Here is a 17,010-nt window from a genome sequence, read left to right as displayed (position 1 = left end):
CAGCCGCGGTAGGGCGGAGCGACGCCCCAGCCCCAGTGCGGGACGGGTGCGTGCTCGACGACCTCGGCTCCCGGGCTCGAATTCTGCAGGGCCAGTCTGGTCCCCCACTCGACGCTCCACTCCCCCTTCGGATCGATAGACTCCGTGGATTCGTGCGTATGCGCCCAATGTGGGTGGCAGGTTCACGCTATGCCGCGTCAGCGGCGCTCCTCTTCACGGCAAGGGGTCGTGGCGGATATGCCCGGACTCCACACCCACTGCCTGCAGCCGAAATTTGATGGTTTGGATCGTCGAGGGCGAACCTGATATCTGGATGTCGTGGTCGGCCCAGTTCGAATAGCCCGCGACGACCGACCCCACTTTGCCGACCAAGACTTGATGCAGACCTGCCGGGATTTCGGATCGGCCCTCGTACCACCACGGATCGAAACTTTCCTCCACCACTGGCACTACCGTGAGCCACGCATTGGTTCGTGATAGTGCCCACAACATTTCGAGGTCGTAGAGATCGCACGGGTACCTTCCCGATACGAACAGATGTGTGCACCGATTACGCGAGTTTCGGGCCATGCTCATGAGTTGGGCACGCAGCGGAGCCGTCCCCGTCCCGACCCCGATCATGAGCCGATCGCGTTCAGGGGCGGAGACGATACCAAGTGAGCCGACGGGCGACCCGACTACCCAGGTATCACCGACCCGGGCGTTATCAACGATTGCGGAACTTACCCAACCACCCGGAATCCTCCGCACATGGAACTCGAGTATTCCATCGGCGCTGCACGGCGTCGCGAGTGACAGTTGACGCCACATCCGCGGACGGCCGGGCACCTGCACACTCACATACTGACCTGCTGCATAGGACATCGGCTGATCGAGTTGTAGCCTGACGATTGCCACATCGTGGAGCACCCTGCGATGTTCGACCACGGTCCCCACCCAACTCCGCGGCCCGGACTCCGCGCGGGCTGCATCCATCATCGCGTCAGAAATCAGCGTGATCACCTGTCGCCATGCGGCATCGACCTCTGCGGTCCACGTCTGCGGCGCACACACTTTCTCCAGTGCTGCGACCAGGGCAGTGCGAACCGCGGCGTAGTGCGTGTCGTCGAATCCGTACTTGCGGTGGTCTCGCCCTAGTTGGGCCAGGTACGGGAGCACACATTCCGGTGTGTCCAACCGATCTATTACGTAGCCGATGGCTCGGACCAGCCGATCGCGTTGCGTATTCATTGCGGCCGGAAAGAACTCCCGCATATCGGGATTGGTTCCGAACAACGCTGCATAGAATGCACTGGCAAGCGCGCCGGGACCGGCCGGGGACGCTGCAACCGCTCTGAAACTCGACCTCACGAGCGCGACAATATGGGGATCCATCGATACCTTCGTACTTGCTGCTCATACTTGCTGCTGCCGGTGCCGACTATCCGCAACCGAGATCCATCGACACGGGAACGCGTGTTCCACCTTCGTCGAGAGTGTCTGTGTTGCAACAATCGTCCTGCCCCCGCATAGAGTGACACGACCGTGTGGTAGCGGCTAGGCGATCTCGCGGGTTGCGTCGACGTCACCACCGTCCGAATCGCTCCTTCGACCGGTGGTCGTCCATCGAATGAACTCCGCGACCCTCGCGATCGCCCTGCGCGCCTCGGGCACCAGATCCGCTGCCAACTGAAAGACATGGAATTGTCCATCCCAGACTTCGAGCGCGGCCGGAACGCCAGCCTCCACAAGGCGATCGAACATCAATCGCGAATCGGGATACAGCAGGTCTCGGGACCCCGTCTGTAGGAGGACCGGAGGTAACCCGCGGAGGTCTGCGTCGACCGGGGACAGGGGCAGCCCCGACACGCCACGGGCACGGCGCTCCACTCGCTCGGCGAGAGCGGTCAATGCCAGCAACGCCGAGCCAGGAAGGACCGGGCACTGTGCAGACGCGGCTTGTTGTAACTTGCTTGTGGGGTCCAGGTCAGTGAGCGGCGACAACGCGACAAGGCCGGCCGGCCGTGGCAGAGCTAGGTCGGCCAGCGCGAGCGCCACCATGAACGCGAGGTATGCACCCGCTGAATCGCCTGCAATGACAATCTGTGTGGGCGAATATCCACGCGCAAGCAACCATTGATAGCCATCAACGCCGTCGCCTACCGCGTCATCGATCGCATGCGTCGGCATAAGCCGGTAGTTGACGCTGAGCACGCTGGCATCGGCGGACTGCGAAATTCGCGAGGCAAGTCGCCGATGCGTGTTGAGGCCACAAGACAGAAGGCCTCCACCGTGCAGGTAGAGCACCACACTGTGGAGATCGGCGTTATGAGCCTGGATCCAATCCGAGTCGCAATTCGTCAAGCGCACGCGACGATGCCCGACACCGTCGAGCGCGGGTAACACGCGCGCCGCTTGGTCAACCACTCGCGCGGCCCAGCTGGTGCTCGGAACTTGCGCCCACACACCGAGGGCCGGCTTTACAGTCACACGCAACACGTGCGCCAGCATCTTCGATTGAATGCTCTTGCCGTAGAAGATGTCCGGTTGAGTACATGAGCCCGGTTCGGGCCCGACAGCCAAGGTACGGCCCCGCGCCACATTTACGGGAGCCACCGTCGTCTGCCGTCCTATCGAACTGGCGGTTGCCATTGGAACTCCACTTCATGCAAACGGACGAGTCCGAGACTGAAGTCAACAGTCGTGAACCTCGCATTAACGCAGCTCCAACATATGGTGCACATCACGTTCGCGCATTACCCCAAAGGGGGTGAACCATACCCCAACGGGATATTGTTCATCGCCGAGCGCCCAGGTCATTCACCCCTCGAAATAGCTCCAGCCGACCCGTTCGCTGTGGTGGTCACCGCTTCACCTCGAGAGTTTTCGACAACCTCTTCGACCGTGCCCGCTGGCAAACTCGGTTTGCGGCTTCGCCCCTTCGCGACCGTCCCGACCCCGAAAGCTCCCGCTTCTGCGAACCGAGAGCGTCAGCGCCGCAACACTTCCGGTGTCACCTGACAACGCCGGGCCATCTCGGCATTGGCCACCCCGTCTCCCGCCCACAGCAAGGCGCGCGCCCGGATCACCTTCCGGCGCGGCAGTGTAGTCGACCCGTCTATCCGGTCCAGTCCAGGGATGATGGTTCGCGGCAGTGACGACAATCCGGTACCGGTTTCGCGTTGCGGCGATCGAAATGGCGACTCGGGAAGCCGAAAGGACGCAGTGTGGCGCAACGGGCCACCGGTACCGAACTTCAGAGGTGGCGCATCACTCGGCGGTGTGCAGAACTTTGTTCAACCACGCAATCATTTCGCTGACGACCTCCTCGCGATTGGTTTCAGTGAACACCTCGTGACGTGCACCCGAATACGTTCTGAGGGTGACGTCGGTAAGTCCGGCCTGACGATATCTTTCGACCAACGCGTGGACTAACGCGAGTTGACCGTTGACTGGATCCATCTCCCCGACAACGATGTACACGGGAAGCTCGCTGCGCATGCTCGCTACCCGTTGAGGATCCGCGATCTGGCGAGCACCCTGGAACATCGACTTGGCGCCGTCGATGTCGAGTCCGAAACCGCAGAGGGGGTCTGCGATGTATTGGTCGACCTGGTCCTCGTCGCGGGTCAGCCAGTCGAAATCGGTGCGGGGAGACTGAAACGCTGCGTTGAAAGTCGACAGGTCCATAGGTTCGTCCAGGTTCATCGCCGGTTCGAGGAGGTCGATCGCTGCGGTACCGGAGAGGACGACCACGTCGACCTCCACGCTGTGGTCGAGAAGATATTGCTGAGCTGCAAAGGAACCGAGGCTATGCGCAATCAGCACCAGGGGTAAAGTCGGGTGCTCATGCCTGGCGAATGCACCCACTCTGCCGAGGTCGTCGACGAGTGCGCCCCATCCGCTTACCCCCAGCTTGCCGAAGTCGGACGGACTTGCAGCGGTGGCGCCATGTCCGCGGTGGTCGTGTGAATATACGACGAAACCCTGTTCGGTGAGGGCGCGCGCGAGTGGGGCGTAGCGGCGTGCATGTTCGCCCACGCCGTGGGCGATCTGGACGATTCCCCGCGGGTGCCCTGCAGGTTCCCATCGATACGACGCCAACGCGACTCCCTCGGTGCTTGCCACATCGAGTCGGACCGGTTCTTCGATCATGTCGCAATACTCCTGATCAGCGATATCGAGCTGGGGATAATGGAAGGCAACCATCTGATTGCCGCTCATTCTTAACAGGCGGGGCCAGAAGTCGTTGTCCGGCGGACGCCGGGAGCGGCTGGAGCCATGCGCTTCGCCCGTCCAACACGTCCGCCGCTGCCGCGGTCAGAGCGAACAAGTATCACCTCGCCCTCGCGGAAGTCCTTTCGTGCGGTAAATCCAGACGGTTGCATCCCGTCATACTCCCACGGCCGTTTGATCTTAGGCTCAAATTCTTATACCAATTCGCAAATCAGCCCTCCACCTGGACACGGTGCCTGCCTTGCGCTCACCCGGCTCTTATCTTATGGAAGTGCACAGGTGGCCGCCACGCCAGGAGGTCCGTCACCCTCACAGCGGGAAACGTTCACCGCCGTTCCCGGACTCCGCGCGGGTACTCCTCCAGTACGAACAGTCGGCACGCATCTCACAGCGGTCGTCGAGTCGGCGTGAGGTCGCTGCGATACTGCCCCCGGGAGGTTTCGACCTGAAATCGATTGCTAAGCCGTCGACGCGATCGTCGACCGGTGGTCGCCCATGTTCCGCGACATCAGGACTCCGGCGAGGAGGAGAACACCCGCGATGGCGATGAACCATCCCGTGCGGTGCAGTCCGTCGTCGCCGATGACGTGACCGGCGGTAGCCTGCAGCACGACGGCCGACAGGTTCGCCCCGATGTACTGCACAGTGCGGTACATCCCGATCGCCGTGCCCACTTCCTCGACGGACGTGACCGAGCTGATCAGATTCTGATTGCCGATGTTGTTGAATCCGTTGGGGATTCCCAGCACCGCCGCCACCATCAGCAGCACGACGATCGGCGCGGTACTGCTTTCCACCGAGGCAAGGAGCACCCCGCCGACCAGCAGCGCGCACGTCCCGACGGTGAGCGTTCGGCGCACCCCGTGCCGCCGGTACGTCCGGGACGCGAGCAGCGTGGAGCCGATACCGACAACGGCGACGGGAAGCATCGTCAGCCCCGCCTCGGTGGCGCCCATCCCCCGGGAGTACTGCAGCCACTGTGGGATTCCGAAGAAGACGCAGTAGAAGGCCGTGTAGGTGAGGAGGGTCCGGGCGAGGGTCGCGCTGAGCGCGCGGTTCCGGGCCAGTGCCCGAACGTCGATGAACGGTTCGTCCGCCCGGCGTTCCCACTGGACGAACAACGCCAGCACCAGCGCCCACACGGGGATCAGCCACCACACCGGGTCCGTGGTGACCGACAGCAGGAACAGCATCGTGGACGAGACGAGCGCGAGGAACAGCAGGACCCCGACGACGTCGAGCGCGTGCACCAGTTGGCGTCGGCTGACCGACATCCCGCCGACGAAGCCGACGTTCGCGAACTTCGTGACTGCCACTGCGCTGAACAGGACGATCGGGAGGTTGATCCACATGATCGACTGCCAGCCGAACGCCCCCACCAGCAATCCGCCGAGCGTCGGGCCGAGTGCCACGACGGCCTGGCTGCAGATCGCGAGGGTCGTGATCGCGGTGCGCGGTTGCGCACCGTGCCGTTCCGCGTACCCGCGAATCATCGTCATCGCGTTGGGATACTGGGTGGCGGTTCCGATTCCGACGAGGATCCGGGAGAAGATCAGCCAGCCGACCGTCGGTGCGAGCAGACCTGCCACGGAGCCCAGCGCCACGAGGGCGAGGCCCCCGAGGTACACCTTCCGCGCTCCGAGGAGGGCGCCGAGTTTCCCCGCCATCGGCGCGGTGACGGCGGTGGCGATGTAGAGCGCGGAGATCACCCAGGTGATGCCGGACGAGGAGCCGAACTGGGCGGCGATGCCGACGATCGCCACCGCGATCATCGAGGAGTTCAGGGGTTGGAGGATGCTCCCGGTGGCGACGGATCCGCTGACCCGGAACGGTACGGACGGCGACTTCTGCGCGACAGCGGTGTCGGCAACGGTCGCGCTCACGAGTTCATCAGTGACTCCCGCTGCGGCGCCGACTCGGGGGTTGCTGCGAGTCGGCGGAGTAGCCGTCCGGCGATGAAGAGGAGGTCGCGTTCGGCCTCGGTGCATTCGGTGGCGAGCGCGGCCGAGAGCCATTCGCTCCGCCGCGACCGGTCGGCGGTGAGGGTCTGCAATCCCTGCCCGGTGATCGCGACGATGCTCGCCCGTGCGTCCTGGGGGTCCACGGTGCGGGATACCATCCCGGAGTCCTCGAGGATCGAGACGGTCCGCGCGATGGACTGCGGCGCCACCTGCTCGAGATCGGCGAGGGCGCGGGCGCTCATCGGACCTTCCCGGTCGAGATGCGCAAGGGCCTGCAACTGCGAGGGCGTGAGCAGGTGCCCCGACCGCTGGGTCCGGATGCGTCGGGTGAACATGACGACGTCCTCACGGAGTCGATCAGCCTTCTCGTCCATGCGTTCGCCTCTCGTTCGCCAAGCAATTTCATTAGCCAGTCTAGCTGTTTTATTTTCGCTGGTCAAACGCCCACCTGCAGTAACTACGTGCGCCCACTGCCGGGAATATTGCCAGCACAGCTGCCTAAATCGTCGTGGGCGGCCGGATTCATCCAGGTCGGGCGGGGTCGGCGAGTGTCTGACAGGAAACTCCAAGCCGATCGCTGGCAGTATGAGGACGGCGAACGCTGATCGAGATCCGAAAGAAGGTGGTCGTGACTCTCCGCACACGGACAGCCGGCATCGTTGCAGTGGTGGCCCTGACGTTCCTGGCCACGGCATGCACCATCGGAGACACCGGCACCTCGGAACCCCCGACCACCACCCAGGCCGCGCCCGCCACGATTGCCGTCCCCGCGGCCGACGGCGCGCCGATCAACCCGACCACCCCGATCGTGGTCACCGCCACGGGAGGCCGGCTGACCACCGTGACGGTCACGAATCCCGCGGACGCCGGCGCACCGCTTGCCGGTGCCCTCGCCCCCGACGGCACGAGTTGGACGAGCAGCGCGCCCCTCGGATTCGAGTCCACGTACACGGTCGTGGCCGACGCGGTGAACCCCGACGGCGCACCCGTCGAGCAGACGTTCACGGTGACGACGATGACGCCCGGCTCCACCGCGTACGCGAACGTCGTCCCGGCGCCCGAGGTCGTCGCGGATACGGGCATCGGCGTCGGCCAGCCCATGGTGTTCCAGTTCACCTCGCCGGTCACCAACAAGGCCGCGGTGCAGGAGCGACTGCACGTGACGACGACACCGCCGCAGCCCGGGGCCTGGTACTGGACCGACGATCAGAACGCGCACTATCGGGCCGCGAACTATTGGGCGCCGGGAACCAAGATTCACGTCGAGGCGGACGTGTTCGGCATCGACCTGGGCGACGGCGTCTTCGGCGCCGAGAACAATGCCGCCGACTACACCGTGCACGACTCGTGGGTCGCCAAGGCGGACGGAGCCAGCGAGGTGCTCACCGTGTTCCACAACGGTGTCCAGGAAACCTCGATGCCGATGAGTCTCGGCTCCCCCGACCACCCCTCGCACGAGGGCCCGCACGTGGTCTCCGACAGGCAGCAGAGCATCATCATGGACTCCTGCACGTACGGCGTCTGCGCGGGCGACCCCGACTACTACCGCGAGAAGGTCGACCTGAACCTCCGCATCTCGAACGACGGCGAGTTCGTGCACTCGGCGCCGTGGTCGGTCGGCGATCAGGGCAGCAGCAACGTCTCGCACGGCTGCGTGAACCTGGCTCCGGCCAACGCCCAGTGGATGTTCGACCACTTCGGTATCGGCGACGTCGTCGAGATCACCAATTCGGGCGGACCGATCCTGCCCGTGTGGGACACATACGGAGACTGGGAAGTTCCGTGGGCCGAGTGGCAGGCAGGTAACGCAACCGGATAGGAGGCGCTCGTGAGTTCACCATCCGCGGAATGTGTCGCGCAGCTGAAGGCGGTGCTCCCGTACCGGGTTCATTTGCCGGGCACCGACGACTACCGCGCGGCACTGGGCAGAGTCTTCTTTCCCGACGCCGCGCGACGCCGCCCGTCCTGCGTCGTCGAACCGGAGTGCGTGGAGGAAGTGTCCACCGTCATGCGGGTCGTGCACCGGACGGGTGGCACCGTCACCGTCCGCGGCGGCGGGCTGAGTTCCAACTGCGTCGCCGACGACGCCGTCATGCTCGACCTGTCTGCCCAGATGAACACGGCGCGGCCCGAGGACGATCGAGTGGTCGTGGCCGGCGGCGCCACCGTGGGAACCATGCTGGACGCCCTCGCCCCCACCGGCCGGGTGGTGCCGGTGGGGATCGTCGGGCATGCGGGTTTCGGTCTCGTCACCCGCGGCGGCGTCGGATACCTCACCCGCAGTCTCGGGTTGACCGTCGATCAGCTACTCGAGGTCGAACTCGTGCTGCCCTCCGGCGAAGTCGTCCACCTGTCCGATGCCAGCACCGGCGACGAGGCCGATCTGTGGTGGGCGGTCCGGGGTTGCGCACCGTGCTTCGGTGTCGTCACGTCGGCGGTGCTGCGCACGCATCCGCAGGGCCCGGTGTGGGTCGACCGGATGGTGCTCGGACTCGAAGCGCTCGCCACCTATTTCCGTATCGCCCCGACGCTTCCGCGTGACACGACGATGGGCGCGGTGCTCGGCTACAGCGCACTGTCCGCCGACGAACCCGTCCTCTTCGTCTACACCGCGTGCGCGAGCGAGGACGCATCCGACATCGACCGCGCCCGGGCCGCCGCCACCTCGGTGGCCGCCGTGTCGGGCAGCGTGCTGTACCGGTCCGAGACCTCGGGCGACTACCTCTCCGGGCTACCCGAATTCGCACCACCCGGAGCCGACGGCGATGAACCGGAACCGATCCGGCTGCCCGAACCGGGCGAACGCCGGGGCTCGTTCTTCGGGAAGGCCGTCTTCACCGGACCGACCCTCGACTCCCAACTCGCTGAAGCCCTGGCCACCCAGATCCGCGGGGCACCGACGCGGGAATGTCGAATCGACTTCCAGCACACCGGCGGTGCGCTCGCCGACGTGGGCGACAAGGACACCGCATTCTGGGGTCGCGGCGGCGAGTGGAACATCCCCCTCAACGCGATCTGGTCCGACCCCTACGACGGCGCCGCCTGCCTGTCGTGGGCGGGCGGCACCCTCGACGCGCTCGCACCGCACACCACCGGCGTCTACAGCGTCGAAGTCCGGCCAGGCTTCCCCGAGACCGGCGCCGAGATCGACGCGGCCTACGGCGGAAACCTCCGGCGCCTGCGAGAATTACGGCAGCGGCACGATCCGATGGGGGTGCTGACGCACTACCCGCTGTAGGAAGTGCAGTCGCATCGCTGCGGGCCGGGCGAAGGGAGTGAGTCAGCACCTTCTTGCTACTCGTCCGCCCCATCGATTGGATACCGGCGCGTGGTCAACAGGCTCACGTCAAGCCCGTCGTGGCTACCACCGAAGTTCGCAGGGTCAGCCGTGCGACAAGACGATCTTCCCGAATCCACTACCCTGCTCGAGATGTTTGTGAGCGGCCGCTGCTTCCGCGAGCGGGAACACGGCGCCGACAGGAACAGGGGGGATGGATTCGGCGTCCAGCAAATTGATGAGCCCGGCGAAGTCGTTGGGGCTACCCATCGTGGTCCCGATCAATTGGTACTGACCGAAGTAGAACGGGCGAACGTCAAGGATGGCGAGTTCGCTCTGCGAAGCGCCGAGTACGACCAACCGGCCACCGGGGCGCAGTGCCGAGATGGACTGCGTCCAGTTCCCTACGGAATCCAGAACAATATCGAAGCCCTGTCCGTCGGGAGTCAGTTGGCGAGCGGCATCAGGCCAGTCGGGGTCCGTGTACAGCACACCGTTCGCTGCGCCAAGTTCCTTCGCCTGCGTGATCTTGGCCGTAGTCGAGGACGTGACGGTGACATTCGCGCCTATCGCGGACGCCAGCATGACGGCCATCGCCGCAACACCACCTCCGGCACCGAGGACAAGGAGATTCTCGTCGGCGCGAAGGCGGCCACGCGTGAACAGGGCGCGGTAGGTCGTCAGACCGACCAGGGGAAGTGCCGCCGCCTGTTCCCAGCTCAGTCCTCGAGGCTTTGGCGCGACGCACTCCTGCGGGACCCGCACGAACTCGGCGTAGGTGCCTCGCTGATGGTCACCGAGAATCTCCCATTGCTCGCTCGGCGCGGCGTCACGATCGCCCCACCACAGAGATGGGAGCACGAGGACCTCCTCGCCGGTGTCCGTACGGATACCGGCGCCGTCTGCGCCGAGGATATGTGGAAGCGGTGAGGAGTATTTACCCTGTCGCACAAGGACGTCGTGCCAATTCAGGGCAGCCGCTTTCAGCCGAACAGTGACCCAGCCCGGGTTAGCGACGGGATCAGGGACTGCCTCCAGTTTCAAAACCTCTGGTTCTCCGAACTCGTGTAACACTACCGCTTCCACATTCAGCCCTTCGGTCATTCCATTTCATCGGTGTCAGTGCGAGAGGTGCCCGGCGACCGCCCTTCTCCCACATCAGTCCGCAACTCTCGTTGTCCGCCCGCCGGTTAGCGCGGGCTCGCGGCCCATTCGATGGGGCCCGCGACGATCGAGTGACTGGTGAGCTTGCGGCCGAGCACCGTCTGAGCTTCGCGCGCGGCCTCGATGACCCGGGGAAGGTCGAGACCCGTCTCGACGCCCATCTCGTGGAACATACTCACCAGATCCTCGGTGGCGATATTGCCCGTCGAGCCCGCCGGAACGGGGCAGCCGCCCAGCTCCCCGAAGCTCGATTCGAAGCTCGCGCAACCTGCTTCGAGTGCAGCGTACGCGTTGGCGAGGCCCTGACCACGCGTGTTGTGGAAGTGCGCGGTCACCTCGACGCCGGGCAGCCGGTCGAGCGCCGCCGCGAAGAATTCCGACGCGTACGCCGGATTGCACATGCCCGTGGTGTCGCCGAATCCGATCTCGGTGACGCCGGCCTCGGCGAACCGTTCGGCCAGGTCGAGGACGCGTCCCAGGTCGACCTTGCCCTCGAACGGGCAACCGAACGACGTCGCGATCACCGCGGCGCAGTCGAGTCCCTCGGCGACGATTCGCGTGGCCATGACGTCGTTGTCGGCCATCGTCTCGTCGACCGTGCGGTTGACGTTCTTCTTGTTGTGGGTCTCCGACGCGCTGACGAAGATCGCGACCTCGTGGAACTTGTCGCGCACCTTCAGTGCGTTGTCCAGCCCCTTGCTGTTGGGGACGAGCACCATCAGTTTGGTGTCGTCGGGTACGTCGATGCGACCGAGTACCTCCACCCCGTCCGCCAGTTGGGGGATCACGTCCGGCCGCACGAAACTGGCGACCTCGATCCGGGTGAACCCCGCCCGTCCCAGAGCGTTGATCAACCGCACCTTGTCGTCGGTCGGGATGTGCTCCGGTTCGTTCTGGAAGCCGTCACGCGGTCCGACCTCCCGGATCTGGACCCGCTGCGGACGTGCCATGGCGTTGACTCCTTTCCCCTCACTCCGTTGCGGACGCAAGGTCGTACTCCTCGAGATCGAATTCCAGCCTTTCGCGGTGCTCGGGTGCTGCCACGGCGATCATGCGCCGCGCACGCTCCCCGAGGGAACATCCGCGCAGTGCCGCGGCACCGTGTTCGGTGACCACGAAGTCCACGTGGACGAGCGGGGTGGGTTCCGCGCTCGTCTGGCTCCACCAGAATCCGTCGCCGGGCCGGATGTGCGGCGTCAGGTCGATCATCAGTAACTTCTCGGAAGGCCGAGGACGTGCTCGCCGAGGTAGTTGAGAACCATCTCCTGGCTGAGCGGAGCGATCTTGGTCAGGCGGGCTTCACGGAAGTAGCGAGCCACGTGGTACTCCTCCGAGTAGCCCATGCCGCCGTGAGTCTGCAGGGCGCGGTCCGCGGCCTGGAAACCGGCGTCGGCGCAAAGATATTTGGCCATGTTGGCCTCGCGGGCGCAGGGCTTCCCGTTGTCGTAGAGCCACGTCGCCTTGCGCAGGATGAGTTCCGCGGCGTCGAGTCGGGCGAGCGAATCGGCGAGCGGGAACTGCAGTCCCTGATTCATGCCGATGGGGCGGCCGAATACCTCACGTTCGTTGGCGTACTGGACGCCCCGGCGCAGCGCGGCCCGGCCGATGCCGAGGGCCTCCGAGGCGACGAGCATCCGCTCCGGGTTGAGGCCGTCGAGGATGTACCTGAAGCCCTTGCCTTCCTCGCCGACGCGGTCCTCGACGGGGATCTCGAGGTTGTCGATGAACAGTTCGTTCGACGTGACCGCGTTACGCCCCATCTTCTTGATCGGGCGGATGTCGATCTTCGAGCGGTCCAGGTCGGTGAGGAAGAGTGTCAGACCGTCCGTCTTCTTCTTCGCGTCCTCGAACTTCGTGGTGCGGGTGAGAAGCAGGATCTTCTCCGACTCCATCGCCTTCGAGATCCAGACCTTACGGCCGTTGACGATGTACTTGTCACCCTCGCGTCGCGCGAACGTGGTGATCTTGGTGGTGTCGAGGCCGGCGCCGGGCTCGGTGACACCGAAGCAGACGTGCAGGTCGCCATCCACGATCCGCGGGAGCGTGCGCTGCTTGAGTTCCTCGGAGCCGTGCACGATCACCGGGTGCATCCCGAAGATCGACAGGTGCATCGAACTCGCGCCGTTCATGCCCGCACCGGACGCGGCGACTTCCTCCAGCAGGATCGAGGCCTCGGTGATGCCCATACCGTGCCCGCCGTACGCCTCGGGCGTGGTGATGCCCAGCCAGCCGCCCTTGGCGAACGCGTCGTAGAACTCGGTGGGGAATTCGTGCGCGCTGTCCTTTTCCACCCAGTACTGCTCGTCGAACTTGCCCGCGAGCTCTCGCACCGCATCTCGGATCGTCGCCTGATCCTCGGTCAGATCAAAGTCCACAGCACGTCCCGTCGTCGTTGGTTCCGTTTGAAATACAGTGATAAAGGTTTGGACTCAAAATTTTTAGAGCCAAGAGAATATGTTGATGCCAAATCAAGGGCGCGAGCGCCAAAAGCAATTCAGGCCATCGACATCACACGCTGGGCCGACCACTTCGACACAGGTGGAGCCATCCTCGTATCAATTCGCTTGCACTGCTTGGGGATAACCTTATCGACCAGTGTCCCGCTGCCACTGCTCCTCACCGGCGCGATGTTCACCCCGAGTCATTTCATTCCCCACACGGGGGGCCGCTTCTCGAGGAATGCGGTGACACCTTCCCGGACATCGTCGGTGGCAAATGCGAGGGCAAGTTGCGACTGCAACGCTGCTAATGCGTCCGGCAACGACATGTCGCGCGTCTTGTTTATTGCATCCTTTCCGAGACGCATGAGAAGGGGCGACTTGCCCGCGAGCCGCTCCGCCCAGGTGCGGACTTCTGCATCGAAGTCCGCGTCCGGGATTACACGGTTCACGAATCCCAGTTCGAGCGCCTCAACTGCAGTGATCTTCTCGCCGCACATCATCAGTTCGTTCGCTTTGATCCGTGCGACGTTCCGGTAGATGAGGGCGGAAATCATGAAGGGAAACACTCCGACATTGATCTCCGGACAACCGAAGTTCGCCGACTCCTTGGCAAGGACGAAGTCGCAGGAAAGGGCGAGACCGAACGCGCCCGCCAGCGCGTCACCCCCAACCGCGCATATCACTGGCTTCCCGAGGCCCCCGATCATCTGATAGAGGCGCGGAAAGCGATCCAGACCTGCATATTTCGTAATTGTGGGGGTGCCACTCGCGAACGCCTTGAGATCCCCGCCCGCCGAGAATACTCTCTCGTGTGACGACGCGAGGACGACTACACGCACGCCGTCATTGTCGCGTGCGCGTTCGAGCGCAGCGAGGAGTTCGTCCAACATCTCGTCCGATAACGCATTGCGGGTTGCCGGGCTGTCCAGGGTGAGGACGGCGACATTCTTGTCGACTTCGTACCGTACAGAGCGCGTCATGTTCAATCCTTTCAAAGTGCTGTTCGAACAGGGCTGAGGCGCTGCTCTCACTGCGCCGTCGACGAACGAGCCGGCGCGGGCATTTCCCGACTTGATGCGGTAGATCTACAAAACGCCTGCAGTCGCGCCCAATTCGACGCCATCACTGTGCTCACGGGCAGTATCTGCTGCGATGAGAGCTTCAATCTGCGTGGAGCTGTATCCGAGGTTCGACAAGATCCGACGAGTGTCTGCACCTTGGTCTCTGGGGGTCTGGCGAATACTCCCCGGAGTGCGATCGAGCTTGATCGGTATGCCGATCCCGCAATAATCGCCCTTGTCGACGACCATCTTTCGATGCTGCACCTGAGGGTCACGGATGGCCTCGGCTATGTCACGAACCGCGGCGGCCGGCACACCACGAGCAAGCAGATTTTCTGCAAGTTCGTACCGATCATGTCGAGCAATTCGATCGGCGAGCAATGACCGCAACGTGGCAAGGTGCCGGATTCGACTGACATTGTCAGTAAACCGAGGGTCTCGTGCAACCTCTGGGATACCGAGAAGTGAAGTAAAGTCGTGGAACTGGCGATCGTTTCCCACACCCACGAAGATTTGGCCATCGCGAGCGTCGAAGGTGTCATACGGGGCCACCGTGGGATGGGCTGAGCCCGTACGCTGTGGCGTACGCCCATCGGTCAGGTGGGAAGCTGCGTGCGGATGCAGCAGCGAGATCGCCGTATCGAGCAGAGTGCAATCGACGAGCTGCCCCAGCCCGCTACGGTACCGATCGTTGAGCGCCAGGAGAATCCCACAGAAGGCGTAGATCCCGGTGACCATGTCGACGATTGGTACGCCCACCCGCACGCCGGGTCGGTCGGGTTCACCGTTGACGCTCATCAGACCGCTGTATGCCTGGACGACGGCATCGTAGCCGGGCATCCCGCCCATGGGTCCATCGATACCGAATCCTGTTATTCGGCAGTGGATCAGACGCGGATAACGGTCGCGCAGAACCTCATCGGAAAACCCCCACTTGGCAAGGGTTCCCGCCTTGAAGTTCTCGACCACCACGTCAGCGTCGGCAAGTAGATCGTCGAGGACTCGCTGGCCGTCTGCGGTAGCTAGATCCAGACAAATGTTCGATTTGTTTCGGTTGATGGCCCCGAAGTATGCACTGGTCCCGTCCCGAACGAAGGGCGGACCCCAGACCCGAGTTCCATCCTCTGCCGGCGGCTCGACCTTCACGACCTCGGCACCGTGGTCACCCAACATCTGGGCGCACAGAGGCCCGGCAAGAATCCGCGAAAGATCGAGAACGCGCAGTCCCGCGAGACTGCCACCATCGGCGATATGGGAGTTCACAGAACCCCTCCTTTTGTCCTAAATACGACATTGGACTTCGTATATATGTGAGTCACTCTTGCGCGACGCTCGGTCCGATGTCAACCCCACTTCGACGAGCGCCGGCCGGCAGGCGGTGGGGGTTGACGTGACTTGGACCACTACGTACGCTAGCAGCGTGTCTTAAATATGACATGTCTTTCCTAAATAGGAAACCCCACATCCCCCATCACTCATCCCCGCTCCGACCAGTCGGTCCAGCGAATGAGAGACGCGAGAAGGAATCGACGTGACCGAACAAATGACCGAGTCCACGGTTGACACACCGCCGATAACGCTGAGGAAGGTTCGTCAGGCCGTTGTAGTCGGCTCCGCACTCGAGTGGTTCGACTTCTATCTCTATGCCTCGATGGCAGCACTCGTCTTTGGCCCGATCTTTTTTCCATCCGACAATTCAGCGACCGCGACCCTTGCAGCGTTTGCCACTTTCGCCGTGGGATTCCTGGCACGCCCGGTCGGTGGCATCCTCTTCGGCGTCCTCGGAGACAAGATCGGGCGCAAGAAAGTGTTGTCCATCTCGTTCCTGCTCATGGGCGGATCCTCGGTACTGATCGGCCTGATCCCCGCATACGCCTCAATCGGGATTCTCGCGCCGGTCCTACTGGTACTTTTCCGCATCCTGCAGGGACTCGGCGCCGGGGCCGAAGTAGGCAGTGCGATGGCCGTGGCTTACGAGCATGCGAGTCCTGGATCGCGTGGACGCCAGGGCGCATGGACTGCATTCGGCGTGAACATCGGATTGTTCGCCTCCGCTATGGCTGTCGCTGGACTCACCAGCCTCGACCGAGAACTGTTGCAGTCCTGGGCTTGGCGGATCCCCTTCCTTGCGAGCCTCATTCTCGTTGTCTTCGGCTTCTGGATTCGCCGGCAAATGCCTGAAACTCCCGATTTCGAGCAAGTCGCCTCCACGGTTCAGGAGCAACCGAAGGCAAACCCGCTACGCGAATTGTTCAAGTCCGACTGGCGTGGTCTTGCCGTCGTCATGGCGATCACCTTCGGGTACAACGGTGTGAGCTACACCTTCAAGACATTCTCACTGTCCTATCTCACCGAATTCCGTGATTTAGCAGCGAATGTCGGCGCAGTCGGCATCATGCTGGCCAGCGGTTGCGCCATCGTGATCGCTCCTCTGGCCGGTCGCCTATGCGACCGAGTGGATGCTGTCCGAGTAATCTATTTCGGGGCCGCCGGGACCGCTGCAATGGCCTTCCCGTTCTTCTGGCTCCTGGACTCAGGAAAGCCTGTCTACATTTGGTGTGCGCTTATCCTGACCACCGGATTCGCAGTTCCTGCCATGCTCGCGGCCTCAGGGTCCTTCCTCGCCCGCCAGTTCCCCGCGAAAGTACGAACCTCAGGGCTGGGTACCGGACGAGAAGTTTCCGGAGCCGTCGCGGGAGCGTTGGCGCCCCTGGGCGCGCTGACGATGGTCACCATGTCCTCTGACCACGCAACGTGGGGAGTGTCCACCCTCTTCCTGATCGGGGCTGCCTTCATCGCCGTCGGATGCCTGTTCGACCAGCAACGACGGGTGAACGCACGAACTCTTGACAGCACACCAGAAGACCACGGTCATCAGTAACGCCAGGATC

General features: G+C 63.6%; 13 protein-coding genes and 1 pseudogene. 3 read left to right on the top strand and 11 right to left on the bottom strand.

From position 1 onward, the window contains the following. Positions 1–213: 213 nt before the first annotated feature. The 5 genes from JWS13_RS31565 to JWS13_RS31545 form a co-directional block, all read right to left on the bottom strand. On the bottom strand, positions 214–1,374 hold the full coding sequence (locus JWS13_RS31565) for a globin domain-containing protein (protein ID WP_206009262.1): 1,161 nt from the start codon (positions 1,372–1,374) through the stop codon (positions 214–216). Positions 1,375–1,536: 162 nt separating this feature from the next. After that, the gene (locus JWS13_RS31560) at positions 1,537–2,631 is read right to left on the bottom strand and encodes an alpha/beta hydrolase (protein WP_338050685.1); all 1,095 of its coding nucleotides are present in this window, start codon (positions 2,629–2,631) and stop codon (positions 1,537–1,539) included. A gap of 618 nt (positions 2,632–3,249) precedes the next feature. Continuing rightward, positions 3,250–4,203, bottom strand: a complete 954-nt coding sequence (locus tag JWS13_RS31555) for an alpha/beta fold hydrolase (protein WP_241032421.1) — start codon at positions 4,201–4,203, stop codon at positions 3,250–3,252. Between the two features lie 470 nt (positions 4,204–4,673). Then, a complete protein-coding gene (locus tag JWS13_RS31550) occupies positions 4,674–6,098 on the bottom strand; it encodes an MFS transporter (protein ID WP_206009261.1) in 1,425 nt (474 codons plus the stop codon). Then, positions 6,095–6,550: a MarR family winged helix-turn-helix transcriptional regulator gene (locus JWS13_RS31545; RefSeq protein WP_124391670.1), complete on the bottom strand. Its 456-nt coding sequence runs from the start codon at positions 6,548–6,550 to the stop codon at positions 6,095–6,097. Before JWS13_RS31545 ends, JWS13_RS31550 begins: the two co-directional genes overlap by 4 nt. Before the next feature lie 248 nt (positions 6,551–6,798). Between JWS13_RS31545 and JWS13_RS31540 the strand changes: the two genes are divergently transcribed. After that, positions 6,799–7,995, top strand: coding sequence for a L,D-transpeptidase (locus JWS13_RS31540; protein ID WP_206009260.1), 1,197 nt, complete (start codon positions 6,799–6,801; stop codon positions 7,993–7,995). A 9-nt stretch (positions 7,996–8,004) separates the two neighbouring features. Continuing rightward, positions 8,005–9,414: an FAD-binding protein gene (locus tag JWS13_RS31535; protein ID WP_206009259.1), complete on the top strand. Its 1,410-nt coding sequence runs from the start codon at positions 8,005–8,007 to the stop codon at positions 9,412–9,414. Between the two features lie 144 nt (positions 9,415–9,558). Here JWS13_RS31535 and JWS13_RS31530 read toward each other — a convergent pair whose 3' ends face one another. The 6 genes and pseudogenes from JWS13_RS31530 to JWS13_RS31505 all read right to left on the bottom strand — a co-directional run bounded on the left by JWS13_RS31530 (position 9,559) and on the right by JWS13_RS31505 (position 15,382). Then, on the bottom strand, positions 9,559–10,539 hold the full coding sequence (locus JWS13_RS31530; protein ID WP_206011816.1) for a quinone oxidoreductase family protein: 981 nt from the start codon (positions 10,537–10,539) through the stop codon (positions 9,559–9,561). A gap of 104 nt (positions 10,540–10,643) precedes the next feature. Beyond that, positions 10,644–11,567, bottom strand: coding sequence for a hydroxymethylglutaryl-CoA lyase (locus JWS13_RS31525; protein ID WP_206009258.1), 924 nt, complete (start codon positions 11,565–11,567; stop codon positions 10,644–10,646). 19 nt (positions 11,568–11,586) lie between these two features. After that, positions 11,587–11,748: pseudogene (locus JWS13_RS31520) on the bottom strand (acetyl-CoA hydrolase/transferase C-terminal domain-containing protein); the annotation flags it as partial. A 77-nt stretch (positions 11,749–11,825) separates the two neighbouring features. Next, positions 11,826–12,992: an acyl-CoA dehydrogenase family protein gene (locus JWS13_RS31515; protein WP_206009257.1), complete on the bottom strand. Its 1,167-nt coding sequence runs from the start codon at positions 12,990–12,992 to the stop codon at positions 11,826–11,828. A 266-nt stretch (positions 12,993–13,258) separates the two neighbouring features. Then, complete coding sequence (locus tag JWS13_RS31510; protein WP_206009256.1) at positions 13,259–14,038, bottom strand: enoyl-CoA hydratase/isomerase family protein; 780 nt, start codon at positions 14,036–14,038, stop codon at positions 13,259–13,261. A 105-nt stretch (positions 14,039–14,143) separates the two neighbouring features. Next, positions 14,144–15,382 carry a CaiB/BaiF CoA transferase family protein gene (locus tag JWS13_RS31505; protein WP_206009255.1) on the bottom strand — a complete coding sequence of 413 codons (1,239 nt, stop codon included), beginning with the start codon at positions 15,380–15,382 and terminating at the stop codon, positions 14,144–14,146. A 280-nt stretch (positions 15,383–15,662) separates the two neighbouring features. Here JWS13_RS31505 and JWS13_RS31500 point away from each other — a divergent pair, with 280 nt between their 5' ends. Next, a complete protein-coding gene (locus tag JWS13_RS31500; protein ID WP_206011815.1) occupies positions 15,663–17,000 on the top strand; it encodes an MFS transporter in 1,338 nt (445 codons plus the stop codon). Positions 17,001–17,010 lie beyond the last annotated feature (10 nt).

Origin of the sequence: Rhodococcus pseudokoreensis (assembly GCF_017068395.1) — a bacterium.
In the GTDB taxonomy this organism is placed as follows: domain Bacteria; phylum Actinomycetota; class Actinomycetes; order Mycobacteriales; family Mycobacteriaceae; genus Rhodococcus_F; species Rhodococcus_F pseudokoreensis.
The sequence above is the reverse complement of the archived record's forward strand: the minus strand, read 5'-3'. Positions and strand labels throughout refer to the sequence as shown.